Consider the following 22,917-nt stretch of genomic DNA (forward strand, 5'->3'; position numbering starts at 1 on the left):
CGTCAATGATGACGTCGTAATGCCAACCACCTGGAAGCATGGCCGTAGCCTTGAATAGACAACTGCCTTTTCTTCATATGCTGCGCATGTTTGTAGAATGAATACATGCTTAAGCAGAATAAAAATATCGCGAAATAAAACAAATTCACTTCACCTTTCCCTTGGTGTAGATAATGCCCAGCGAAAATGACGCAAGCCACCATCACTGCCAACGAAAAAATTCACCGAGCTTATGGTCTTAGTCGAAACAACAGGCCATTTAGTCAATGAGCACAAAAAAAGCAGGGGATACCCCTGCTTGTCATTTAAAATCAATATTACTGGCATATCGGTGAGTATTTTTTCATAAACGGCGATTCGCAGATCGCATTCACGATATCACCTTTATCTTTCTCTTTTGGCTTGGCGCTTGAGTTGGTATTGCCACCACATTGCCCGCCATTTTCCCCTGGCCATTGATGCATTGGCCAAAGTCGCTATTGCCGGCACCGCTGGCGTTGCCATTATTGCCCTGCACATTCTGATTACCGTTAAAACCGGCGTGCGCGTAAGACGCCATCATGATGCAGGCGCCGAGAAGCAAAGTTGCTGTCTTTTTCATACTTTTCCCTTTGTGTTATTTAGCAATTGAATAAAACAAGATTTAATATTCCCTTGGGGAATATTAATCATAATCCATTATCTTTTAGCATTATAAAGATAGCAGATGAGAACAACTAAAATTATTCCCCATCACGGTTAGGAATACTCTGCCTCTGGGGATAGCAGCCAATAAATAAAATCATGGCTGCGGTTTAGCATCAGCTTACCCATTACCGAACGTTTATGGCTGTGCACCGTTTTAACGCTCACCCCCATTACCCTGGCGGTTTGCGATTGGTCAAACCCTCTTCTAAGATAGTTCACTACCTGACGCTCGCGACGGGTTAGAGGCTGATATACAAATCGCGTTGTGGCTCGGCTATCACTCAGTATTTTTGCCAACAGTACGAACAATTTATCAATGCTATCCGTTCGATACAGCACGCGGGAAACTTCATCAGAAATAATCGGCCTTTCCTTTATCATGACGACAGGCGTGCACCCATTTTCATGCGCCGCGCTTCGCCAACGATGAGCAATTCGTCTTGATGAAACGAATATCACATCAGGTCGGGTTACTGCATCCTGATTTAAAAAACAAAGCACCTTATTATTGGCTTGAGCATACTGATTTAAACTGCTTTTCAGACCAGCAGAAAAATAACGATTGTCATCATCGATGATAATATTGATAACCTTCATCTTTGCCTCAAAAAATCATATGCCGATATGCCCTACAAAAATTGCAGGGCACTTTCGCTTGTCGTTATTAATGCCTAATCAATTAATTAAAGGATAATCGGCCGTCTTACTTTAGCCAATTACGCAAAAACCATATAATTAATATGAATTAATGATAAGTATGGCATTACCACTGAATGGCCCTTCCTCAACATTTCCGGTGGTGTGCAAGGTCGATTCCAGATCAATAGCGACCCCACCAGTAGGAATGTTGATTTTCTTGCCAGTGATGCCGGGAACACCATCGATAGTGACGGTCGAGAAAAGACTCCCGTCAGCTTTTAGCTCTATTTTCTCACTGGCATTATTGCTCACCACAGAAATATCCGCGTTAGCCGGATAAGTACAAGAAAGCCTCACGCTCTCTTTTTTCTTATGGCCATTAACTTCGTCAGTACTTAACTGACCGTGATCCAGTGTTACCGCCCCTGCATCGATGTTGCATTCATTATTTGGCGGCGTGGGACCAATGCAGCTTTGCCCAGGGAAAGCATTATAATATACAGATGACGAAAACTGATAAACAAGCGCATAGCACAGTTTTGAGTAGGCCTCCCATTTTTTTTTAATAATACAAAATGAGGGGCTATAATCAGGATCGCAATAATAACTAAAATTAGGGTACCCACGTGCATTAAACCCAACATCTATGGGGTTTTTAACTTTTTTAGTTATAATTTTATATAGCTCCCCCATTGTCCAGGCGGTGTTCATCTCAGGATAAAGAGTTGCTTGCCATGTAGGAGATAAGGATGTCCCTACATAAGGGGCTAGGAATTGATTGAAATTGGTAAAGACCCCAATAGTGACTATACAAGAGCGCTGAAAACAAGGGTTCTGCGTCTGATCATTAACATCAATGCTCACAAGCCGGCCTGAGGCGCCTGCACCAGCATAATTCCCGGAGTTAATAAGCCCATTCACAATAGGCGCATTGGTGGTTTCCCACACCATACCTGCATTTGCTTTGCAGATATAAATAAAAACCAAAAGGGAAGACAAAATAGCACGTCTCGCCCATGGGAATTTATTTTTAAAAAAACCGCTTTATAATTAACCATAAATTCTCTTTGCACTCATGGACGTATTAAAAATAATAAAAAAATGACATTAGTTCACACGAAAAAAGCGCTTGCTATCTTCGGTTAAGCACAGAAATAAAAAACATTACCCATCAACGGCATACCGATTTTACAATGAAGTAACGTATTGGCTTCTTGTTAGTTTAACGCTGCTGCCTTTGTTTCCTGCAACCGGGCTTTGCCCACCCAGTTGCAGAAACCCTTATTATTCATACTCCGCCGTTAACGTCGCGGTTCCAGTAAAATCTGCCCCCACCAGCATGGTTCCTGGCCGCGCAATAGGCACCGCGTAAAGCTTAGTAGGGTTGGCAGCGTCAATAATTAATTTGGTATCGCTGACGTAAGTGGTGTCGCCTGTACCTTGTGTAATACGCAAGCCAAGGTTACCCACGCTTGACTGCAGCGGTTTGCTGTCCCCCCAGGACACCGGTGCAAACCCCAGTTTGACTTTCAGATCGCCGTATCCCGCAGAACCGCCGTTACAAGATACGCTATACGGAATTTCCATTTTTTTGTACGCGACGCCGTCTATTTTATTGATGGCTACGTTGGCAAAATCCACGCTAATATCTTTACCCTCATTCAGCGTACACGTGGGTTGCTCAACCAACTTTCCGGTAAACTTTACATTTACCGCTTGCGCAGCCCCCATGGTTAGTAACCCCACGCAGATCATGGCGGCCAAGCCTGAGCCACGCACCATATTCATTTTTTCCATATTCATTATCTTCATTTGCATCTCCTTTATTGAACCTCTACGAGCAATGTGGCGGAACTGGAAAAGTCCCCTCCTCTCAGCGTGGCGCCGCTGCGCTTCACCGGTACTGCGTATAACTTTGGCGTAAGCGGATAAGTAAAATTCATCCAGGCATTCAACCTCAGCTGTTGACCATTCTCTTGCAGTAGCTTAATCGCCAAATCGTTATTGTTGGTGTGCAGCAAACCATCCCCAAAGTCCGGCGATAATCCTTGCAGGCTCACTTTCAACAACCCGGCGTTGCCGGACATATTGCCGCTACAGCTAACCTCGTAGGGGATAAGCCTTTTACCGTATTTTTCGCCATCAATTTTTGTGGTGATCAGTTCATTGAAGGACACAAAAATATCCTGGCCGCCGTTAATTTCACACTTGGGCTTGGCAACCACGGCACCTTTGACTGTAACCGTCGCCGTCGCTGCCCAACCAACCTGGCTCACCAACAACACTCCCGATAAGGTTAAGGCCGAGGTTACCGTCATAGTGGCCGCTAAGGAGAGAGAGAGCAGTAGGCTTGTCCCCACCTTTCGCCACATACAGCGCCATAACTTGCCCATTGCTTTCGCCTCAGTCATAGTTCATCCGAAAATCAATTGCGGCCTGATAGGCTCCTGCCACCATAGGCGCACGCGTGCGTTCCGCCATCACGTAAAAATTCAACGCGTCGCTTCCTATCGCCAACAACTGAGGCCGGCTACGGTGCCCCAGACGTACATCTTTTTTGTCACTGTCCAATAATCGCAACGCTATCCCGCCAGCGCCTCGTACCTTCACCAAGCGCGGATTGTCCGCATCCGCAGGGGCGTTGAAACTCACGCTCACTGCTGGCTGATAAGCATCCCAAACTTTATTGCCCCTGCGTTCGTCCTGCATGGCTGCCCCAGTACGCAAGCAATCTCGTAGGCGAAGCTGGAAGGCGACCGGTTCTGTACGCTCCCCCACTTTGGCCAGGTTGCCGGTCGCCGTTTCCCCCAACCAAACGTCCTGGCGCGCCGACACCATATCCAGCCGGCAAGCCCCCTCGGTCAATGCACCATGAACAAACAACACACCGTGATTTCCGTCTTCTGCTTTCGCAGAATTGGCCGCCAGCAAGACCAACAACAGCATGGAGACCATGCCTGCTTGACACGCCAAAGATCTGCCCTTCAGATTGCTGTAACCGTTGTCCATTTTTTGCATGACTTCTTCCCCGCTCGCTTCAACCGGTAAAACGTACCGCCGGTTTCTGTTATCCTTTTGCGTCAGGCACGACCTGGCAATCACTGGCGCCGCATTTGAATGTCAGCTCTGGGCGGCCACCGTAATCATTGATGTAGGTCAGCACCGGTGCATTGCCTAACCCAGAGGCACCCAGCGCAATGCTTCCCTTAGGCGGCACCATTAACGGTTCAAAACCCTGTGCCGTTTTTCCCTTCTTGCTGTTGCTGGCATCAACCAGCGTGATGTAATAAGGCGTTGGATTATTCACCTGGAAGCCCATCCCCTGACGAGTCAGCGTTAACTGCTCCTGCCACGGCGTAAAAGCACTGCCTTTGCCTGGCGTAATCGCCGCCGGGCGATAGAACAGCTTGATGCGCGTCTGCAACGCTATTTGTAATGTGTTGGCTTTCTCGCTTTTAGGCGGTATTTCTCGCAGGTTGAAATAGAACAGCGTCTCCCTATCCTGCGCCAACAAATTCACTGCCGGCGTCGACTGCACTTTTATTTGGCTCTGTGTTCCAGGTTCCAGCCGCTGTACCGGCGGCAATACCACTAGCGGGCTGTTAATCTTCTTGCCTTCGGCATCTTCCAGCCATCCCTGCGCCAGATACGGCAGTTGAGTATTTTTATTGCTGATATTCAGACTTACCGATTTCTCGGCGCCGTTAAAAATTACACGAGTACGATCCAGCGCAATAGCGGCTTGGGCCTGGCTGCTCAATACCATTGCCGACAACATACCGGCGACTGAGAATATTTTTACCATGTTCTTTTGCATAAAATTGTTCCGTCTTATAAAGCTTGTTCTTACTAAAATAGTCACGGGCTCGGCGGCTTATTCCGCTCTCGCCTCAGTATTCACTCGGCATGGCAACAGTAAGTTGCTCAACATAATATCCGTACGAATTGTCGGCAATGTGATCCGGCATTGGGCCTTACCGTCCCAATTCACCGTCATCTCTGTATTGGGCTTAATTCCGCTCAGATACACACTCCCGCCATCATTCACCAAGCCGGTCTGTTGCTGCCGACTGTTGTATACCACCGCACCAAACGGCGGGGCGCTGCCATCGGCCAGGCTAATCACCGCCATCGCCTTTTGCCCGGAAATCACATTAAAGCGCCGATAGCCAATCGCTCCCTCGGTTAATGTCGCCTGTACCACCGACTGCGTAGCGTCAACGTTATCCGGCAATGTGTTGAGATCGATACTCGCCTTGCTGCGGTAATAACTGTTGATATCCGCCACCACCGCTTTACCGAACATATTGGTGCGCGCCGTCGCACCAAATCCACGCACCGGCACATCGCCCACGCCTTCGGTATCTAAAAGCAACCGCGTCCCGCCCAAAGTGCTGTTGCGGTGTAGCGCCGCGCCCTTGGCGGTGGCCGTCATCCCACCTTGCAATGAGAACCCCATGGATGAGTAACTTCCCCCTTGGTAACTGGCATTGGCGCCGATGCGCGCGTTATCACCCTCATGGGTATAAAAGCCACTTGCTGAACCGCCCCGGCGTGAAAGCCCGGTGCTCAACTGATAGTTATTGTGTTCGTCCAGCCTTTCGTAATAACCAAGCCGCTGCGTATTTTCATTACGGTTCCACGAACTGCTGTAACTGAAGTTAGAATTAACCCCCCACGGTAAGGTAAAGGATAAATACATGCCATCATCCTTGGCCCCCTGAAATTTATTCCGAAAAGCCGTGAGCGACGCACTGATATTTTTCATGGCTCCCAAATCGAAATACCGCGAAAGAGCCAAACTATAACGTTCGCTAACAGGCTGGTCCCAATAAGTCTGATGACTGTAGTTGAGATAGGTACTTAATCCTAAATCGCGAAACTGCTTATTCAGCGTGACGGTATACATTTCTCGGCTTTTCCCGAGGCGACTTTCATCATAACGAGCGTCGAGGTATTCACTCATCGTCATAAAGTTCTGTTCAGAGAAACGATAACCAGCGAAGGTGATTTGGCTATCATATTCATCAAAACTCTTCGAATAACTTACCCGATAGGAGCCACCGGTTTTGGTGCCGCCCTGTTGGGGTAATTCCGCTCGTGATTGCGTGGAGTCAAAAGACAGCGCGCCAAATGCCAATAGATCGCGGCCTAGCCCCATAGATAACGCTTTATAATCGCCCCCACCCAAAGTGCCGCCATATAATGACCACCCGTTGCTCACCCCCCAGGAAAACTCTCCAGTAGCGAACAGAGGACCACGCACATGATGATTCCAATCAGAAGGTTTACCACCCGCGAATTTGAAACGCACCGTACCAGGGCGTGTCAGATAAGGAATATTTGCGGTATCTACTTTAAACTCCTGCACGCTGCCATCTTGCTCTTCTACCCGAACATCCAGCTGCCCGTTGATGGAATCATTAATATCCTGAATGCGGAATGGACCCGCCGCAACCCGGGTTTCATACAACACACGGCCCATCTGACTAATAACGACCTTGGCATTGCTTTTGGCTATCCCCGTCACTTCTGGCGCATAACCGCGAAGATTGGGCGGCAACATATTGTCATCCGAAGTCACGCTAAAACCGGTATAGCGGAAACTGTCGAAAATATCCGTCGCCAGATAATCCTCACCCATAGTCAAGCGAGCACCCCACTTAGGCAGCGCGCGGAAAGCGTAATATCGACTCCAGTCAAAATCTTGCTGCGTTGGTAAGCCTGTGCCGGTTTGATGATTGATATTCATCTGCCAGTCAGCACGTAAACGCCAAGCCCCCAGATTGGCCCCCGCTGTTCCGTTCCCGCTTAGATTATAGGATTGTTGGCTATTCTGCTGGGTGCGCTGCACCTGTGAATTTAGATTATAATCCAGCAACAACCCTGGAATACCTTCATCCCATCGAGATGGAGGATCCCAATCCGGCGATGAATATTCCAGGTAGGCCTGCGGAATATTCAAATACAAGGTAGATGACGCCAGATCGCCTTTGGCTTCCAGACCATTAAGGCTGCCGAGATCCAAACACTGCCCGTCATGCCACCAACGTAATTTCGCTAAGGCATCTGACTTAAGCCCGAGTTTTTCAACCAGTGTTGGCGAAATACAGGCCACGCTTCCCTTGCCCTCATCTTCCGGCGCATAGAATGCGACAGGTTCTTCAGGCAACACCAGTGTGTTCAGATTAACCGACATGATATATTTCCCAGGCATAATAAAACCGCCGTGCGAAAATTGGCTCAGATCGATATTTTTCCTGTCATTTAAATCTAACACGTCGATGTTAAACTGTACCCCGTCACTTGCCTGCAACTGAGCAGGCAAACTATATATCGCCAAAGAAATGCACATTCCCAGCAGGCTTAACAGAGGCGTTTTCGATTTGTTCGCGTTCGATTTCATGGCTCCGCCAACCTTTAACTTATTTATAATCAGTAGTAATTCAATTTAAATCGAATAGCGGTTCTATAATCCCCGGCACGTAACACTTGGCGATTAGCTACCAGTTGCATGGAATAATTTAAGTAGCTCTCATTGATGATGGTACCGCCTATTGGCATAGCTAAACCTGGGTAAATCACATTACCGAGGCTATCTGAAATACGTAATGCAATTCCTTTTGCCTCCCCCGTCACCCCAAAGAATTCACTATCGACTCGACCATCAAACGTCATTTGAAAATGCTGGCGGCCTGGTTGCACTTTGTCCATGTCTGCCAAACTGCAATTTAAAAGCCGCAGACTGAATGGCTTAGTCAAGCCATGGCCGTCCCGGGCAATTTGTTCTATCGGTAATGTTTGCATATCAATCGTTTGATCACGGCTTGCCGATTCAATGGCACAGGCGGCATTAACAATAGCGCCTTCCATATTGACTCTTCCCCAGCCAATAACCGCCGCCGCTGCCGGCATCGTCTGAGCTATAAAAAGCATGGCCAATAGGGAAGGCGCCACTCTATTTTTTTCAACGGGAGCCATATGCGTTGTCCATTATAATTAAGATTCCATACTGGGAAAAAGCATGCGGGATATCCCGCATGCCGGCATTAATGGAGTAAAACGATTACTGGTAGCTCAGCGCGAAGTTAACCACGCTGGTGAATGCACCAGGAATGATGGTATCCAGAGTGCCGCCGTTCCCTTTCAGGAAGGCTTTGAATGCCAGTTCGGCACCAGTATCACCAATTTCGATCTTCTGCCCGGTGGTCGCTGTGCCCAGCTCTACAACGGCGTTAGAATTAAGGGTATCGGTAATAACAATGCTCGCACCTTTGGCGGTGCTGCCGCTGCCCAGGGCAATCATCTTCTTATCGGTACCGGCGGAACCACCGGCCTCACCGGTAAAGGTCGTCTTGACGGTTTGTGCCGTAGCATTAGTGCAGTCTTCCAACTTAATGCTGAACGGTTCTTTGACTTCAGACTCGCGGCCGTCTTTCAGGCTCAGGTTGGAAATCTGACCCAGTGGAACGGTTTGATCGATGTTGCCCGGTGCAATAGAGCATGGCGCATCAATGATTTCACCCGTGAAAGTGACAGTACCGCTACCCTGATTTGCCGCCTGCGCCATCATGGAAGAAGCACCAAAGGCCAATACCGCTGCAATCATAATTTTATTCAGTTTCATAGAAGTCCCTTACATTCCTTAGTAAGAAGTGGAGTAAATTAAATTCTTAAGTCACGCATGCAATGCAGCAGCTTTATTCCTGAGCGTTGTATCCGTGGCTAATACGCTGCGTTTCCGCGTTCCGTATCAGTGGGAACAAATTTACACTCCCCGAGCTTTGTTTGAAACGTTATGTCGAAAAAAGACAAAAACACAGGATTATTATCGATAAAATAATAATTAAATAGATTTTAAACCCAAAAAATAGAAGTTAATTATCACTATTTATATAAAAAAACTTGTAAGCAGATAAACATTTCATGTCAATTATACGTATAGAGAGAAAAATCCTATTTACACGCAGGGTGAAGGATTGAAAAAAGCCGCATCAGGTCTCAGAATAATCCCTCGACAGGAAAGTTGATGGGTAAATGAAATGATTTTTATCATAAATGAAGACATCCTCTTTAATGAGGATGAGGGCACGCTGTCGCATGTCGATAATGCCAGTAATAAAATAGCGTTACTTAAACCGACCAGCAGATTGCTTTCGTTGTTTATTCGCAATAATGATAAACTGCTGCTGCGAGAGAGGTTGCTTAATGACGTCTGGGTTGAACATGGGCTCAAAGCCTCCAATAACAACCTGAATAATTACGTTTCAGGTTTACGTAAGTCATTGGCGCAGTTCGGCGTAGAGGATATTATTGTTACCTACCCCCGTCAGGGGTTTAAATTTAGTGCCTTAAACATTCAACAGATGGATATAAATACCGATGAGATTAATAATAATGATTATAGCAAGACAGAAATAGCCTCAACACCGCCGCCGGTTGCTCGGACGCCGAATTTTCGTCGCTCTGTACAGCGTTTAATTATGATTATGGCCGCTTGTTTAGTGCCGTTTGCCGCAATTGTGCTTTACCAAAACAGCACGCGCATCAGCGTTTATCCGTTGGGCAATGAGCAAAATTGCCAAATTTACACCATGCGGTTAGGCAGCGGTGAGTTGGCAAACATTAAGCGAGAGATACGGCAAGCCGGCTTCAACTGCCAATACCGGGCGGATGTCTATTACTATGACAACATTCGCAATGAGGGCGCAGAAAAGGACGAACAGTGGTTAACCTATTGCCCGCGGGCGAGCAATAGCCCCTGCATTAACAATTACATCAATAATAAACAACCATAACATTGCGCCATTTATCCCCAGGGCCAACGAAAAACAATCCCCCGGCGTTGCCGGGGACATTCTCCGCTCAGGAGGCCGTGGTGCACACGAACAGCGGCGCATGGTTACCACTGAACAGATAGTGACGCTCATCGACTTTTTCAATTCGCCAATGGATCAATGGTGCCGACATAGGCAAACGGCGGTTAAGCGCTTCATTATCCAAATTGTCTTGCGACTTTCTGACCGTTTCCTTACGGCGCAGCGTGTAATTACTCCCTTGCCGCTGATAGTCCATGATCATTGCCCGCTCGATGGTATAACGCGTATCGCCGTCAAAAAAGCTGCCGCTCAGCAACAGGGTCACGCTCCGCGCGCCCTCAGGCACGACGCTGACCAGCAACACGCGCTGCATCAATTGGTCAGGCAACTGATCGGTTGAACGCAGCACCGCACGGCACTCCGGGATTTGCGGTTTGAAAAACAAGAAATAGGCGGAAACGCCGCAGCCTGCGATCGCCATCGCGCCTAACAGCGCGTAACGATAGCGCCAGAGGCGCTTACTTAACCCGGCTTTCATAATAGTTCTCGCATTGCACTTTGCCCGCGGCCATTTCCGCCTGTGGGCAATAGAAGTAATAAGAAGCCCGGGCCCGCCCAACGGCCTCCGACATCACCGATCCGCTGTCGTAGTACAGCAGCGTCGCCGGTTCCGTACACCGAACCGACTTATTTTGCGCCAGCATATTTTTCAAATGCGCCAGATCGGCCTCGCCGGGGCCCACCTTATGATAAGAAGCTACGAACTTCACCTCGCAGCTGCCAATATTGCCTACGCTTACCGCGCTGAGCGGCGCATAGCCAGCGTCCTGCCAGGCCCACAGGCCGCTCCCTGCCGCCAACAGCAACAACGCGGCCAACCCGAAGCGCCTAAATCGCTGCATTCGCCGCGGCACGGCCAGCAAGGCGCTCTCTGCCGCGGCCGGGATCGGCTCGTCCAGCAAGCTTTCAGCCAGACTGTCCGCCGTCTCCAACGAAGCGGCGGTGAACATGAATCCCTGGCGCGGCAGCGTGACGATGATGTCGTCCTCACCCAGGGCGGCAAACATCTTGCGCAGAATGGAAATGGTGTTATTGAGGTTATTGCCGGAGGCCACCTGACCGTGCGCTTCCCACACCTGCGTCAGCAGGGTATCGCGGGAAACCATCAGGTTATTGTTTCTGACCAAGGCGGACAGCAGGCGGTTCAGGGTAGCGGTGAGCGGTTGAGGCGGCAGCTCAGCGTTGAGATCCACCAACTCTGATCTATCCTCATGATATTTAATCTTATTATTAATTACGTATCTCATTGTTCCCCGCTCAAAAAACTAATTAATAATAATTAGCCCTTGTTAAACATGAGAATAGTAGCACACGGCATGAGTTAAGAAAATTCCTAGAAAAACGCATAAAAAGCTAAATAAACATAAATATAGGAAATAACATTGCGCTGTCTCACAGGGCGCCAAACATTTAACTGATGATTGTCGATTTTTATCATGTCGATATTAAAAATGCCGCCCGGCAAATACCGGGCGGCACGAGAAATATCCATTTTCACCAGGCTCAACCGCCGCCGGGCTTACGCCTTTAAACGCCGCAGTTGCCGATCCTGCCAGCCACCGAACAGCCATTGACCGGCTATCGCGCCAAGCAAGGCGCAGAACATGTCGGACTGCGTGTCCCACGGGTCGCCCTGGGTGCCGAGAAACTCATCGGCGCCCTGGCCCAGCGCCAGCGCCGCCCACCACTCGATAAGCTCATACACCGCGCTGATCGCCAGCGTGATACAGCACACCACGAAGCCCAGCATTTTGCGGCCCTGCACATATCCGCCGCGCAGCAGGATCTCGCGCGCCGCCAGCGCCGGCACCAGCCCCTGGAAGAAATGCCCCAGTTTGTCGTACGGGTTGCGGCCAAGATCCAGCCACTGCTGCACCTCAAACCCCAGCGGCACGCGGGCATAGCTGTACATGCCGCCGAAAATCAGGATCAGCGCGTGGAAGAAAATCAGCGTATAGAGCAGCGGCGTCAGCGGATAACGGCGATGGGTCAGCCACAGCAGCGGCAAAACAATCAATACCGGCGCCACCTCCATCAACCAGGTGGTGCGATCGTAAGGGCTGATGCCGCTGTGGATCAGCGCGGCCAGCAGCAGCAGGGTGATAACGGACAACAACAGCGGTGTGCGTGAGGCAGGCATAACCAACGTTCCTTCGGATCAATAAGGCAATCCACACTTTATACCGCAGATCGCACGGCGAAAAAAAACAGGCGGAGCGTCGCCGCTTCGCCTGTTCGAGGGGGGTTATTCTGCGCGGGATTACTTCAGCGCTACGCGGATCACGTCGTCCGGCGCGGTCGCCTCTTTTTCGCGGCTGGAAGCCTGCTTGACGCTGACGTACAGCGTCTGGCCATCCGGCGACAGCGCCAGGCTGTTCGGATGGGTCGGCGTCTTGATGGTGTTCAGCACCTTGTAGCTCTTGGCGTCAATCACGCTCACTTCGCCCGCCTGGCGATGCGTCACGTAAACTTCATTGCGCGCCGGGTTGAACAGCACCGCCAGCGATTCCGGCACGTCGATCTTGCTCAGGATGTTGCCGTTGCGGGTATCCACCACCAGCACCTGCGGCTGCTTGGAATCGGTGATGAAGGCGCGATGGGTGGCGGTATCCAGGCTGAGGTTCAGGAAGAAGTGCTCTTTGGACGCATCCAGCTTCTTGCGCGACAGCACCTTATTGCTCTGGGTATCGATGGTGACCAGCTCACCGTCGGCGTTGGTGACGTACAGGCGCTTGGCGGCGGCGTCCAGCGCCAGGCCGGTGGCGTATTTGCCGGTGTCGGCCACGGTGGCGCGCAGGGTCAGATCCTTGCCGTCCACCACCCACACCACGCTGGATTCACCCAGCCCGGTGATATACAGGGTATCGCTGTCGGCATCCGCCACCAACTCGCGCGGCGCCAGCGGCTTGACGGTCTCGGAGCGCTGGCGCGCGTCCAGCACCAGGCGGCCTTTCACGTCACCGGTCTTGGCGTCGATGGCGGTCACCGAGTTATTGACGGTGTTGCCGAAGAACAGCGTGCCGGTCTTGGCGTTGATGGCGGCGCCAAACGGCTTGATGTCGTTATGAATAATCTGGGTCACGTCCAGCGTGGTCGGATCCAGGCGGTAGACGATGCCGCCCTTATCCAGCTTGCGGCTCTGCGACGTCGCCAGGTAAAGCGCGTTCTCGCTCGGGCTGTAGGCCATTTCATAGGCGCCCTTGCCGACCGGTTTGCGCAGCACGTCCGGCGCGGTCTGCGCCTGCAAGGTGTTGGAGAACAGCAGCGTGGACAGCAGCATCAGCGGAAATGCCGCCCGTTTTCCCTTGGTGATCAAAGCATTCATCGAAATTTCCTTATAGAGCTAACGGGGCGACCGCGCGGCAGCCCTCTTTTCATTATTAAAATCAGGCTTTCTCTTCGGAAAGCAGCGCCCACCAGCTGTCGATGGTCGGGTTGCGCGCCAGCGCGATAAAGTCGATATCGCCGCGGATCTTGCGCCAGCGGGTCGCCAGCTCCATGATGCGCACCGAATCCAGACCGTAATCGATCAGGTTTTCATCGTTGCCCATGTCTTCGCTGTCTTCGTCCAGCAGCGGCAGGATTTGCTGACGCAACGCGTCGATGCTGGCGATGCCGGTCGCCGGCAGCAGAGACGCGGTGGTCACCACCCGGCCGCAGCGGCCGGCGGTGTAGCGCAGCGCCATCAGGTGTTCGTCACGCGAGAAGTCCGCCAGGCCGTCGGCCACCATGAAAGGCTGGATGTTGCGCATGAAGGCGTCGATGGCGGTGGTCAGGCAGCCAATGTGGGCATACACGCCGCAGATGATCAGCTGATCGCGGCCGGACTCCTGCAGGATCTCCTGCAGCGGCGAGCGGTGGAAAGCGCTGTAGCGCCATTTCACCAGCACCGTGTCGTCTTCGTCCGGCGCCAGCGCGGCGGTCACCGCCTGCTGCTCGGGGTGTTTGTTCAGGCCCGGCCCCCACATGTCGTTCAACAGCGCGCGATCTTCATCGCTCTGCTGGTTCGGCTGAGCGGTATAGAACACCGGAATGCCCTGCTGTTTGCAGTAGCGACGCAGGTTGGCGATGTTCTCCACCACCTGTTTAATCAGCGCGCTGTCTTCGCCCCAGAAATTGAGGAAATACTGCTGCATGTCGTGGATCAGCAGCGCGGCGCGCTGCGGTTCTACCTGCCAGGTGACTTTATTTTGCGGCAGTTCGTCCGCCGTCGGCAGCGCGTAATCATTAAGTTTTGGAATGGCCATCAATTAATCTCCCTGAGCCTGAGTCTGTAGTTGCGCGTCGAGCTGCTCGCGCAGCCGTTTTTTGTCCACTTTGCCGACCGGGGTCAGCGGCAGGCTGTCCACCTGAATAAAGCGATCCGGCAGTTTGAAGTCCGCCACGCCCTGTTCGCGCAGGTGGCGACGCAGCACCACCGGCTTCAGCGGCGCGTTGGCGATGATATAGGCGCAGCTCTTCTCCCCCATCAGCGCGTCCGGCATCGACACCAGCGCGGCGTTGATCACGTCCGAATGACGCAGCAGCAGGTTCTCGATCTCCTCGGCGGCGATCTTCTCTCCGCCTCGGTTGATCTGGTCTTTCTGCCGCCCCTGCACGGTGATGTAACCGTCTTCGCTAATGCTGATCAGATCGCCGGAGCAGTAGAAACCGTCGGCGTCGAAGGCGTCGGCGTTGTGCGCCGGGCTCTGGTAGTAACCGCGAAAGGTGTAAGGCCCGCGCGTCATCAACCGCCCGATCTCACCCGCCGGCAACGGATTGCCGTCGTCGTCCGCCACCCACACTTCGTCGTCCGGCGACATCGGCCGCCCTTGCGTCGTCAGGATGTGGCGTTCGTCGTCGTCCAGCCGGGTGTAGTTCACCAGCCCTTCCGCCATGCCGAACACCTGCTGCAGTTGGCAGCCGATTTCGTTCTGAATGCGCGCCGCCAGCGTTTCGCCCAGCTTGGCGCCGCCCACCTGCAGCAGTTTCAGGCTGGCGAGCTGGGCATTGCCGCCCCACTCTTCGATCGCCTGCAGCCACAGCGTGACCGCCGGCGGCACCAGCGCCGTCACGTTGATTTGATGCTGTTCGATCAGGCGGAAGCACTGCGCGGCGTCCGGATCGGCGGCGAACACCACCAGCCCAGCGCCATAAAACACGCCCAGCACGCCCGGCGAACTCATCGGGTAGTTGTGCGCTACCGGCAGCGCGCACAGATAGCGGGTCTGCGCGTCGAAACGGCAGATCTCCACGCTGCGGCGAATGCTGTAGTAGTAATCGTTGTGGGTGCGCGGGATCAGCTTCGGCGTGCCGGTGCTGCCGCCGGAAAGCTGGAAGAACGCCACCCGATCGGCCGCGGAAGGCTGCGCGACAAAACCGTCGCTGGCTTCTTCCAGCCAGGCGGCCAGCGCCAGCTCGCCCTCGGGCTGGCTGCGCAGCGCCACGGCACGCAGCGAAGGATGCGCATCGCGGAAGGCGCTCAGGAATTGATCGTCGGCAAACAGCGCGTGCCGGCGATCGGCGATCAGCAGCGCCGGTTTGATCTGCTCGGCATAGGCGTTCAGCTCGCTGCGCTGATGGCTGAACAGCGCGTTGACCGGCGCCACGCCAATTTTCAGCAGCGCGAAGAACACGATATAAAATTCCGCCACGTTGCCCAGCTGCACCAGCGCGGTGTCGCCGGATTTCACGCCGCGGCGCAGCAAAGCGGCCGCCAGGCGATCGGAGCGCTGCTGCAGCTCGCGGTAGGTCAGGCTGCCCTGGGCGTCGATAATCGCCGGAGCGTCGTTGTTGGCCTGGCGGTCGAGGATCTCGGTCAGCGGCTTGTCAATCCAGTAGCCGCGCTCGCGATAGCGGCTGGCGAACTCCGCCGGCCAGGGGGTAAAGGCAATGCTCATCTTGTCGTTATCCTTGATTCATACCAAAGGCACGCAGAATGGTGCTGAGTTTGGTACCTGTTTCATGCCATTCAGATTCGGGTGAAGAGTCTTCCACAATGCCGGCGCCGGCGAACAGCCGCACCCGGTTGCCGTCAACGGTGCCACAGCGGATAGTCACAACCCACTCGCCGTTGCCTTCGTCGTCGCACCAGCCGACGATGCCGCCGAACAGGCCGCGATCGAACGGCTCCAGCTTGCCGATCAGGGCGTGCGCCTCGGCCGTCGGCATACCGCACAGCGCCGGCGTCGGGTGCAACAGGCAAGCCAGCGACAGGGCGTTTTCGTCCGGAGACGCCGCCTCGCCGTCGATCGGCGTGGAGAGATGCCACAGCGTGGTGGTGGTCAGCAGTTCAGGGGTGTGCGGCACGTTCAGGTAGCGGCAGCGGCCAGCCAGCACGTCGCGCATGCTTTCGGTGACGATGCGGTGCTCGTGGCGATCTTTCGCCGAGGCCATCAGCCGCTCCCCCACTTCGCGATCGCGCTGCGGATCGGCCTCCCGCCGGGCGGAACCGGCCAGCGGGTTGGAATAGAAACGGCCGCCGTCCTGACGCAGCAGCAGCTCTGGGCTAGCGCCCAACAGCGCGCCCTGCTCCAGCGGCACATGGAAGTGGAAACCGTGTGGGTTCTGGGCGATCACGCGCGCCATCAGCGCATGGCGATCCACCGGCTGGCGCGTTTCGATCTCCAGCAGGCGCGACAAAACCACTTTATCCAGCTCACCGGCCTTCATCGCGGCAACGGCGTCGCTGACCATGTTCATGAACGTCTGCTGCGGCGGCAGCTCCGTCACCCCGGCCAGTTCAGGGCCGTTCGCCGAAGGCCGAACGCCGGCCATAAAGGCGGCGCGGTCGAACCAGCGGCTCTGCTGGGGAACAAACAGCGCCGAAGGCTGCCGGGTATCGAACGGAATGGCGCCACACAGCAGCGGCTTTTTGATGCCGGCCTGACGGGCCTCGGCAAACGCCTGCCGCACGCGGCGCTGGAACTCGCCGTTCAGATCTGCGCCGTCCGCGGCCGGCAGGCGAATGCGGCTGAAACAACCGGTGGTGGTCAAGCTGCGGTAAGGGGAGGTAAAGAAGAAGCCCGACGCCGGAGAAAAATCAGCGGCGAACCGGTGTTCTTCGCGCTCCTGCATTTCCTTTCGATTGATGTCGTTCACGGCAGTAACCATCGCTTCGCCCTCAAGAATTTGAAGTGATAACCAATATAATAATGATTATCATTTGAGTTGATTCCGCGCTAAATTACTCGCCGATATTTGCTATGTCAATAAACGTAAGCACTTCTTTCATTTCGAAATCATGACATAAACGCTGTGGGTTTTACGCATGCCGATGATAAGCATTGCTATTTGATCCCACAGCGTTGTTTTAACGCGTTCGACTACTTTTCTGTGGCGGGCTGCGGCTCCGGTTTGTGCAGCGTAACCTGGCGCAAACCGGTCATGGCGAACAGCAACAGGATGCCGAGCAGCGCCGCGCCGAAGCCGAAACCGCTGGCGCTCATTGCCGGCAGCATAAAGGCGCCCATCGCCCCCAGCAGCAACGCGCCCAGCGCATCGCCCACCACGTTCTGCGCCGTCCACAGGCCGTTGATGCGGCCAAGGAAATTGTCCGGCGTCAGGCCCTGGATCAGGCCGTATTGCAGCAGCGAGTTCAGCGCGCTCAGGTAGCCGAACGCCACCAGGCACAGCAACGCCAGGCTGTACCACGGCATCAGGCCGAACAGGCCAATAGAGGCGAAAGCCGCGATCGCCGTCAGCAGCATCACCCAACCGGGGCGCGCCACGTGCGCCACGCGCCCGCTGGTGAACGCACCAATAGTCGCGCCGAGCGGCACGGCGGCGTACATATAACCGAGGTGGGCTGCGTCGATGCGCCAGCTTTCCGCCATCGCCGGGTACAGCACGCGCACCGCGCTGGCCATGGTCAGCAACGCGCCGATCAGCGCCACCATGCCGATCACCTTGTTCTGGAACAGGAAGGCGAAACCGCCCGCCAGCGCGCGCAGCGGATGTTCCCGCGGCTGCGGCGGCGGCATCAGCTGCGGCAGGCTCAGCAGCGGCAGCAACGTCAGCAGGGTGCCGAACGCCGCCAGGCCGTAGTTCCAGGCGATGCCCATATGGGCGATCACCAGGCCGCCGATGGCCGGGGAAAGAATCGAGCCGAAGCGCACCGTCAGCATGCTGATGGCGCCCGCCTGCACGATGTTTTCGCGGCCCACCAGCGCCGGCGTGGCCGCCAGCAGCGCCGTCACCCCCACGGCGCCGAAGAAACCGTCCCACACCGCCAGCAGATAAATGGCCGCCAGCGAAGGTGACGGCAACAGGGCGTTGAGGCACAGGCCGACGAACCCGATGCCGCAAGTGGAGCGCGCGAACAGGATCAGCCGGCGCCGCTCATAGCGATCGGCCAATACGCCGCCCATCAGCAGCCCGGCGAACATGCCGCCGCCGGCCAGCGTCACCGCCAACCCGACCTGCAGGGTGGAACCGGTCAGCGCCTGGATCTGCACCGGGATGGCGATCGCCATCAGCCCCAGCGCCACAATGGAGATGAAACGCGCGCAGAATACCGCGCGAAAGGCCCGGTGGGTTTTCAGCAGGCTAAAATCAAGCAGGATGGAGGGTTTGCTACTCATCGGTTGTTCACCACATCTTTAAACGGGGATTCTGCAGTTGCGGAGCGCTATGCTAGCACAGATAACGAAATCAATAATGATAATAGAAATCATTGATATTCAATTGTGAGCGGACGCAAGAAACGCCGCCAAACGCGGGGCAATCCCCGTGCCTGGCGGCGAGATGACGGGCGTCATTACAGCGTGCGCAAAATCCGGTTCAGCAGCGGCCCCAGCACTTTGAACGACGCCGGCGAAACGATATCGACATGCGCGCAGTCGAGTTCGTGCGCCTGCAGCGCATCGACGTACTGCGACCAGGTCTGCTGCACGTCCATCCCTGCCTGCAGCGTGCGTTTGGCGACGAACAGCGTCGCCTGGCCGTGGAAGCGGGCGGTCCGCGTGTGCGACAGCAACCGCACCGAATCGGCGTAGTTGGCTTCGATGTTGTCGAACATCATGGTGCGCGTCTCGCCCAGCGCCGGATCGAGCGTATCCTGCGACACCGCCAGGAACTGTTCGCGCTCGCGCTGCACTTCCTTCAACACGTTGTCGTCCAGCATTACGTCCCAGTTTTGGGTCTCCGGCGGATAGGTATCCAGCAGGCCGAGGAACGCCACCTGCTCGCCGCGCGCCTGCAGCCGGGCGGCGATGCCCTGGGCCAGCGTGCCGCCCAGCGAGTAGCCGATGAAGTGGTACGGCCCGTGCGGCTGCACCTGCAGCACCGTCTGCAGGTGCGCCTCCACCACCTGGTCCATGTCTTCGCTCAGCGCCAGCGGGCCGTCCGGCCGCGGCGACTGAATGCCGACCAGCGACCAGTGCTGATCGAGATAGCGCGGCAATACGCTGAACTGCCAGGAGAAACCGGACGCCGGATGCAGACAGAACAGCGTCGGCCCCTCGGTGACGCGCAGCGGCAATACGCTGTCGAAGCCACTGCGATCGGCCTCTTCCTGCGTGCGATCTTCCGCCAGCAAGGCGGCCAGTTGCTCGACGCGCGACGCCACCATCACCTGGCCGACGGACACCGCCTTGCCCAGATCGCGGCGCAGCTCGGCCGCCAGACGCATCGCCAGCAGCGAATGGCCGCCCAGCGCGAAGAAATCGTCGTCGGCGAACACCTGCTCGCGCTGCAGCAAGCGGGCAAATACTGCGGCGATCTCGCTTTCCAACCCGGCCTGCGGCGGACGCCCTGCCTTGCGCTCACCGCCCTGCGGCTGCGGCAGGGCCTTGCGATCCAGCTTGCCGTTGGCGCTCAGCGGCAAATCGCGCATTTCCACCAACGCCACCGGCACCATGTGCGGCGGCAGACGGTCGGCCAGCGCCGCGCGCAGGGCTTCCGCATCCCAGCTCGCGCCAGGCTGCATCACCAGATAACCCACCAGCTGGCGCGCATCGCCGCCGGCGTCCACCGGCGTGCCCTGCAGCACCCGCGCGTGCGTCACCGCCTGGCGCACGCCCGGCAGCGACAGCAGGGCGTGGTCGATTTCACTCAGCTCGATACGCTGCCCGCGGATCTTCAGCTGATCGTCGCTGCGGCCCAAATATTCCACCGCGCCGTCCGGCAGCCAGCGCGCCACGTCGCCGGTGCGGTACATGCGCCCGCCCTCACCGAACGGATCGGCGACAAAGCGGCTGGCGGTCAGATCCGGCCGGCCAAGGTAGCCGTGCGCCAACTGGACGCCGGTCAGATACAGATCGCCCGCCACGCCCGGCGGCACCGGCCGCAGACGCGCGTCCAGAATGCGCAGCCCGGTGTTCCACACCGGCAGGCCAATCGGCACGTTGGCGCCGGTCACCTTCGCCAGCGCCTCGCCGTAGGCCGGATGCCAGGTCACGTCCACCGCCGCTTCGGTCGGGCCGTAGAGGTTGTGCAGCGGCACCGCCGTGCGGCTTTGCCACAGGCGGCACAGCTCCGCCGGCAGCGCTTCGCCGCTGCAGAACACCTGGCGCAGCGCGGCGCAGCTCGCCACCGCCGCGTCGTCGTCCAGGGCGGCAACGAAAGCCGCCAGCATCGACGGTACGAAGTGCATCGTGGTAATGCGGTGTTGAGCGATCAGCTGTTGCAGCTGCTGCGGATCGCGGTGCGCCTCCGGCGGCGCCATCACCAGCCGGGCGCCGACCATCAATGGCCAGAAGAATTCCCACACCGAGACATCGAAACTGCACGGCGTTTTCTGCAGCACCGCGTCGTCCGCCCCCAGCGGATACTGGTGTTGCATCCACAGCAGGCGGTTGACGATCGCCTGATGGCCGACCAGCACGCCTTTCGGGCGCCCGGTGGAGCCGGAGGTAAAGATGATATAGGCCGCATGGTCCGGCGTCGGGCCCGCGATCGCCACCCCGGCGGCGTGATCGGCCGCCAGCGGCGCGTCATACAGCAACATGTCACCCTTGTCGGCGAAACGCGCCTGCTGCGCCGGGTGAGTGATGAGCAAGCGGGGCGCGGCGTCTTCCAGCATCATCGCCAGCCGCTCGTCCGGATAACCGGTGTCCAGCGGCAGGTAGGCGGCGCCCGCTTCGACGATCGCCATCAACGCCAGCGACAGGAACACCGAGCGCGGCAGCGCCACCGCCACGATGTCGCCCGGCCGCACGCCCTGCGCCACCAGCTGGCGCGCCAGCGCCGTGACCTGCTCGCGCGTTTCGCGGTAGGTGAAGCTGAAATGCGCATCCGCCAACGCCGGCGCGTCCGGCGTGGCTTGCGCCTGCTGCGCCAGCAATTGGCTCAGCGTGGTCGCCGGCACCGCATGCGCCGTGTCGTTGATCCGCGCCAGCAGCGCGCGATCGTCGGCGGTCAGCATATCGGCCTCGCCGATCGGCAACGTTGCCTGCGCGGCGAACTGCGCCAGCAGCAGCGGCAACCGTTGCAGGTGCGCCTGCAGCTCCTGGCGGCTGTAACGTTCGGCATTGGCCAGCAGCTCCACCTTCAATTGGTGGTGTTCATCGATAAACAGCGCAATCTCCAGATCGCGCACCGGCCCGGAGGCCAGATCGTGGGTAATGCCCTCGATGCCGGCGAAATCCAGCTGGTAATCGAACATTTTGAAGTTGAAGACCGTGCCGTACAGCGGTTCGCCGTCGCCGATGCGCCCCAGATCGCGCTGCACCTGTTCGGCGTCGTAGCGCTGATGACGGCGCACCGTTTTCAGCTCGCGGCTGATGCGGGCGGCGGCCTCATACAGCGTGGCCTGCGGCTCGAGATGCATCTCCATCGGCAGCACGTTGATCACCGGGCCGGCGGCGCACAAGGCGGCCGAGCCGGTACGACGCATGAAGATAAAACCGGCGCTGAAGCTCGGTTGGCCGCTCAGGCGCGATACCCACAGCGCCACCAGCGCCACCGCCATATCGGCGGCGTTCAGCTTCTGCTGCGCGCCACGCTGCACCAGTTCGGCGAAGGCCTGCGGATCGCAGCGCTGTTCCAGCCGGTGGATGCGCGGCGTGGGCGTTTGCCCGGCCAGCGGCTGCGGGCAGATCGTGGCCGGCGGCGGCAGCTGCCGCGCTTTTTCGCGCCAGAAATCGGCGTCGCGTTGCCAGGCCGGTGCCTGCCGGTAAGCCTGGTATTCCGCCACCACGTCGCTGAACGCCGTGAAAGGCGTCGGCTCCAGCGCGTCGCCGCGGCAAAGATGGGTATAAATCGCCGCCACGCGGCGAGCGATGGCGGTGAAGCTGAAACCGTCCACCAACAGATGGTGATAGCGCTGATACCAGAACCAGCGATCGTCCGCCAGGCGCATCACCACATGGCGATACAGCGGTGCGCCGCTGCCGGCGCGCAGATCGCTCGCCAGATCGATGTCCATCAGCGCGCGAGCGGCGGCTTCGGGATCCGGCGACGTCGTCAGATCGACCCGTTCCGGCGCGTGCACCGCCAGCGCGTCGTCCAGCCATTGCACCGGCACGCCGTCGCGTTCCGCAAAACGCAGCCGCAGCATGTCCACCTCGCCGAGGCCCTGGGTGATGGCCTGCAGCAGGGGCTCCACGGCGACGGGGCCGTTGAGTTCGATGGCATGCGCCACCGCGTAAGCATTGCGATGCGGGGAGATTTGATCGGCGACCCAAATGCCGGGTTGCGCCGCGACCAGCGGCCATTCGCCCGCAAGCGCCGGGCCGCTGAGAGAGTTAGGGGTGTGTGACACTGCTTATTGCTCCCGTGATTACCAGGCGCC

Annotated in this window: 20 protein-coding genes; 1 reads left to right on the forward strand and 19 read right to left on the reverse strand. The window is 56.3% G+C overall.

What is annotated here, in order from left to right; translation table 11 throughout:
- Nucleotides 1-370: 370 nt before the first annotated feature.
- From ACJ8M3_RS16365 to ACJ8M3_RS16410, 10 genes are all read right to left on the reverse strand, one after another.
- Nucleotides 371-601, reverse strand: coding sequence for a hypothetical protein (locus ACJ8M3_RS16365; RefSeq protein WP_442514707.1), 231 nt, complete (start codon nucleotides 599-601; stop codon nucleotides 371-373).
- Nucleotides 602-738: 137 nt separating this feature from the next.
- Nucleotides 739-1,284 (reverse strand): helix-turn-helix transcriptional regulator, encoded by a 546-nt coding sequence (locus ACJ8M3_RS16370; protein WP_071845104.1) that lies wholly within the window; start codon nucleotides 1,282-1,284, stop codon nucleotides 739-741.
- A 138-nt stretch (nucleotides 1,285-1,422) separates the two neighbouring features.
- Complete coding sequence (locus ACJ8M3_RS16375) at nucleotides 1,423-2,325, reverse strand: MrpH family fimbial adhesin (RefSeq protein WP_442514708.1); 903 nt, start codon at nucleotides 2,323-2,325, stop codon at nucleotides 1,423-1,425.
- 285 nt (nucleotides 2,326-2,610) lie between these two features.
- Nucleotides 2,611-3,138 (reverse strand): fimbrial protein, encoded by a 528-nt coding sequence (locus ACJ8M3_RS16380; protein ID WP_033641600.1) that lies wholly within the window; start codon nucleotides 3,136-3,138, stop codon nucleotides 2,611-2,613.
- A gap of 11 nt (nucleotides 3,139-3,149) precedes the next feature.
- Entirely contained in the window at nucleotides 3,150-3,602 is a 453-nt protein-coding gene (locus tag ACJ8M3_RS16385; protein ID WP_233500873.1) for a fimbrial protein, read from the reverse strand.
- Nucleotides 3,603-3,729: 127 nt separating this feature from the next.
- Nucleotides 3,730-4,344, reverse strand: a complete 615-nt coding sequence (locus ACJ8M3_RS16390; protein WP_033641599.1) for a fimbrial protein — start codon at nucleotides 4,342-4,344, stop codon at nucleotides 3,730-3,732.
- Nucleotides 4,345-4,393: 49 nt separating this feature from the next.
- The gene (locus ACJ8M3_RS16395) at nucleotides 4,394-5,143 is read right to left on the reverse strand and encodes a fimbria/pilus periplasmic chaperone (protein ID WP_046688090.1); all 750 of its coding nucleotides are present in this window, start codon (nucleotides 5,141-5,143) and stop codon (nucleotides 4,394-4,396) included.
- A 57-nt stretch (nucleotides 5,144-5,200) separates the two neighbouring features.
- Complete coding sequence (locus ACJ8M3_RS16400) at nucleotides 5,201-7,732, reverse strand: outer membrane usher protein (protein WP_046688089.1); 2,532 nt, start codon at nucleotides 7,730-7,732, stop codon at nucleotides 5,201-5,203.
- 29 nt (nucleotides 7,733-7,761) lie between these two features.
- The gene (locus ACJ8M3_RS16405) at nucleotides 7,762-8,307 is read right to left on the reverse strand and encodes a fimbrial protein (protein WP_033641596.1); all 546 of its coding nucleotides are present in this window, start codon (nucleotides 8,305-8,307) and stop codon (nucleotides 7,762-7,764) included.
- 85 nt (nucleotides 8,308-8,392) lie between these two features.
- Complete coding sequence (locus ACJ8M3_RS16410; protein WP_033641595.1) at nucleotides 8,393-8,953, reverse strand: fimbrial protein; 561 nt, start codon at nucleotides 8,951-8,953, stop codon at nucleotides 8,393-8,395.
- A gap of 415 nt (nucleotides 8,954-9,368) precedes the next feature.
- Here ACJ8M3_RS16410 and ACJ8M3_RS16415 point away from each other — a divergent pair, with 415 nt between their 5' ends.
- Nucleotides 9,369-10,124: a winged helix-turn-helix domain-containing protein gene (locus tag ACJ8M3_RS16415; RefSeq protein ID WP_089197601.1), complete on the forward strand. Its 756-nt coding sequence runs from the start codon at nucleotides 9,369-9,371 to the stop codon at nucleotides 10,122-10,124.
- A gap of 67 nt (nucleotides 10,125-10,191) precedes the next feature.
- On the opposite strand, the gene ACJ8M3_RS16420 is transcribed toward ACJ8M3_RS16415, so the two are convergent.
- The 9 genes from ACJ8M3_RS16420 to ACJ8M3_RS16460 all read right to left on the reverse strand — a co-directional run bounded on the left by ACJ8M3_RS16420 (nucleotide 10,192) and on the right by ACJ8M3_RS16460 (nucleotide 22,887).
- Nucleotides 10,192-10,683: a hypothetical protein gene (locus tag ACJ8M3_RS16420; protein ID WP_089197600.1), complete on the reverse strand. Its 492-nt coding sequence runs from the start codon at nucleotides 10,681-10,683 to the stop codon at nucleotides 10,192-10,194.
- Nucleotides 10,664-11,398 carry a winged helix-turn-helix domain-containing protein gene (locus ACJ8M3_RS16425; RefSeq protein WP_233503934.1) on the reverse strand — a complete coding sequence of 245 codons (735 nt, stop codon included), beginning with the start codon at nucleotides 11,396-11,398 and terminating at the stop codon, nucleotides 10,664-10,666. The genes ACJ8M3_RS16420 and ACJ8M3_RS16425 overlap by 20 nt, the downstream gene beginning before the upstream one ends.
- A 326-nt stretch (nucleotides 11,399-11,724) precedes the next feature.
- A complete protein-coding gene (locus tag ACJ8M3_RS16430; RefSeq protein ID WP_089197598.1) occupies nucleotides 11,725-12,345 on the reverse strand; it encodes a DUF2238 domain-containing protein in 621 nt (206 codons plus the stop codon).
- Nucleotides 12,346-12,465: 120 nt separating this feature from the next.
- On the reverse strand, nucleotides 12,466-13,485 hold the full coding sequence (yncE, locus tag ACJ8M3_RS16435; RefSeq protein ID WP_407028795.1) for a 7-bladed beta-propeller protein YncE: 1,020 nt from the start codon (nucleotides 13,483-13,485) through the stop codon (nucleotides 12,466-12,468).
- Between the two features lie 106 nt (nucleotides 13,486-13,591).
- On the reverse strand, nucleotides 13,592-14,452 hold the full coding sequence (locus tag ACJ8M3_RS16440; RefSeq protein ID WP_033641590.1) for an isochorismatase: 861 nt from the start codon (nucleotides 14,450-14,452) through the stop codon (nucleotides 13,592-13,594).
- Between the two features lie 3 nt (nucleotides 14,453-14,455).
- Nucleotides 14,456-16,084 (reverse strand): (2,3-dihydroxybenzoyl)adenylate synthase, encoded by a 1,629-nt coding sequence (locus ACJ8M3_RS16445; protein WP_089197596.1) that lies wholly within the window; start codon nucleotides 16,082-16,084, stop codon nucleotides 14,456-14,458.
- A gap of 7 nt (nucleotides 16,085-16,091) precedes the next feature.
- A complete protein-coding gene (locus ACJ8M3_RS16450; protein ID WP_046688082.1) occupies nucleotides 16,092-17,297 on the reverse strand; it encodes an isochorismate synthase in 1,206 nt (401 codons plus the stop codon).
- 212 nt (nucleotides 17,298-17,509) lie between these two features.
- On the reverse strand, nucleotides 17,510-18,766 hold the full coding sequence (entS, locus tag ACJ8M3_RS16455; RefSeq protein WP_033641586.1) for an enterobactin transporter EntS: 1,257 nt from the start codon (nucleotides 18,764-18,766) through the stop codon (nucleotides 17,510-17,512).
- 176 nt (nucleotides 18,767-18,942) lie between these two features.
- Entirely contained in the window at nucleotides 18,943-22,887 is a 3,945-nt protein-coding gene (locus tag ACJ8M3_RS16460) for an enterobactin synthase subunit F (protein WP_089197595.1), read from the reverse strand.
- Nucleotides 22,888-22,917 lie beyond the last annotated feature (30 nt).

Source organism: Serratia sp. CY55921 (assembly GCF_052167655.1).
GTDB classification, from domain to species: domain Bacteria; phylum Pseudomonadota; class Gammaproteobacteria; order Enterobacterales; family Enterobacteriaceae; genus Serratia; species Serratia ureilytica.

Coding starts and splice junctions, on each gene's coding strand:
- ACJ8M3_RS16365 (WP_442514707.1), bottom strand. CDS start 601: ATGAAAAAGACAGCAACTTTGCTTCTCGGCGCCTGCATCATGATGGCG.
- ACJ8M3_RS16370 (WP_071845104.1), bottom strand. CDS start 1,284: ATGAAGGTTATCAATATTATCATCGATGATGACAATCGTTATTTTTCT.
- ACJ8M3_RS16380 (WP_033641600.1), bottom strand. CDS start 3,138: ATGAAGATAATGAATATGGAAAAAATGAATATGGTGCGTGGCTCAGGC.
- ACJ8M3_RS16390 (WP_033641599.1), bottom strand. CDS start 4,344: ATGCAAAAAATGGACAACGGTTACAGCAATCTGAAGGGCAGATCTTTG.
- ACJ8M3_RS16395 (WP_046688090.1), bottom strand. CDS start 5,143: ATGCAAAAGAACATGGTAAAAATATTCTCAGTCGCCGGTATGTTGTCG.
- ACJ8M3_RS16400 (WP_046688089.1), bottom strand. CDS start 7,732: ATGAAATCGAACGCGAACAAATCGAAAACGCCTCTGTTAAGCCTGCTG.
- ACJ8M3_RS16405 (WP_033641596.1), bottom strand. CDS start 8,307: ATGGCTCCCGTTGAAAAAAATAGAGTGGCGCCTTCCCTATTGGCCATG.
- ACJ8M3_RS16410 (WP_033641595.1), bottom strand. CDS start 8,953: ATGAAACTGAATAAAATTATGATTGCAGCGGTATTGGCCTTTGGTGCT.
- ACJ8M3_RS16415 (WP_089197601.1), top strand. CDS start 9,369: ATGATTTTTATCATAAATGAAGACATCCTCTTTAATGAGGATGAGGGC.
- ACJ8M3_RS16420 (WP_089197600.1), bottom strand. CDS start 10,683: ATGAAAGCCGGGTTAAGTAAGCGCCTCTGGCGCTATCGTTACGCGCTG.
- ACJ8M3_RS16430 (WP_089197598.1), bottom strand. CDS start 12,345: ATGCCTGCCTCACGCACACCGCTGTTGTTGTCCGTTATCACCCTGCTG.
- yncE (WP_407028795.1), bottom strand. CDS start 13,485: ATGCTGCTGTCCACGCTGCTGTTCTCCAACACCTTGCAGGCGCAGACC.
- ACJ8M3_RS16440 (WP_033641590.1), bottom strand. CDS start 14,452: ATGGCCATTCCAAAACTTAATGATTACGCGCTGCCGACGGCGGACGAA.
- ACJ8M3_RS16445 (WP_089197596.1), bottom strand. CDS start 16,084: ATGAGCATTGCCTTTACCCCCTGGCCGGCGGAGTTCGCCAGCCGCTAT.
- ACJ8M3_RS16450 (WP_046688082.1), bottom strand. CDS start 17,297: ATGGTTACTGCCGTGAACGACATCAATCGAAAGGAAATGCAGGAGCGC.
- entS (WP_033641586.1), bottom strand. CDS start 18,766: ATGAGTAGCAAACCCTCCATCCTGCTTGATTTTAGCCTGCTGAAAACC.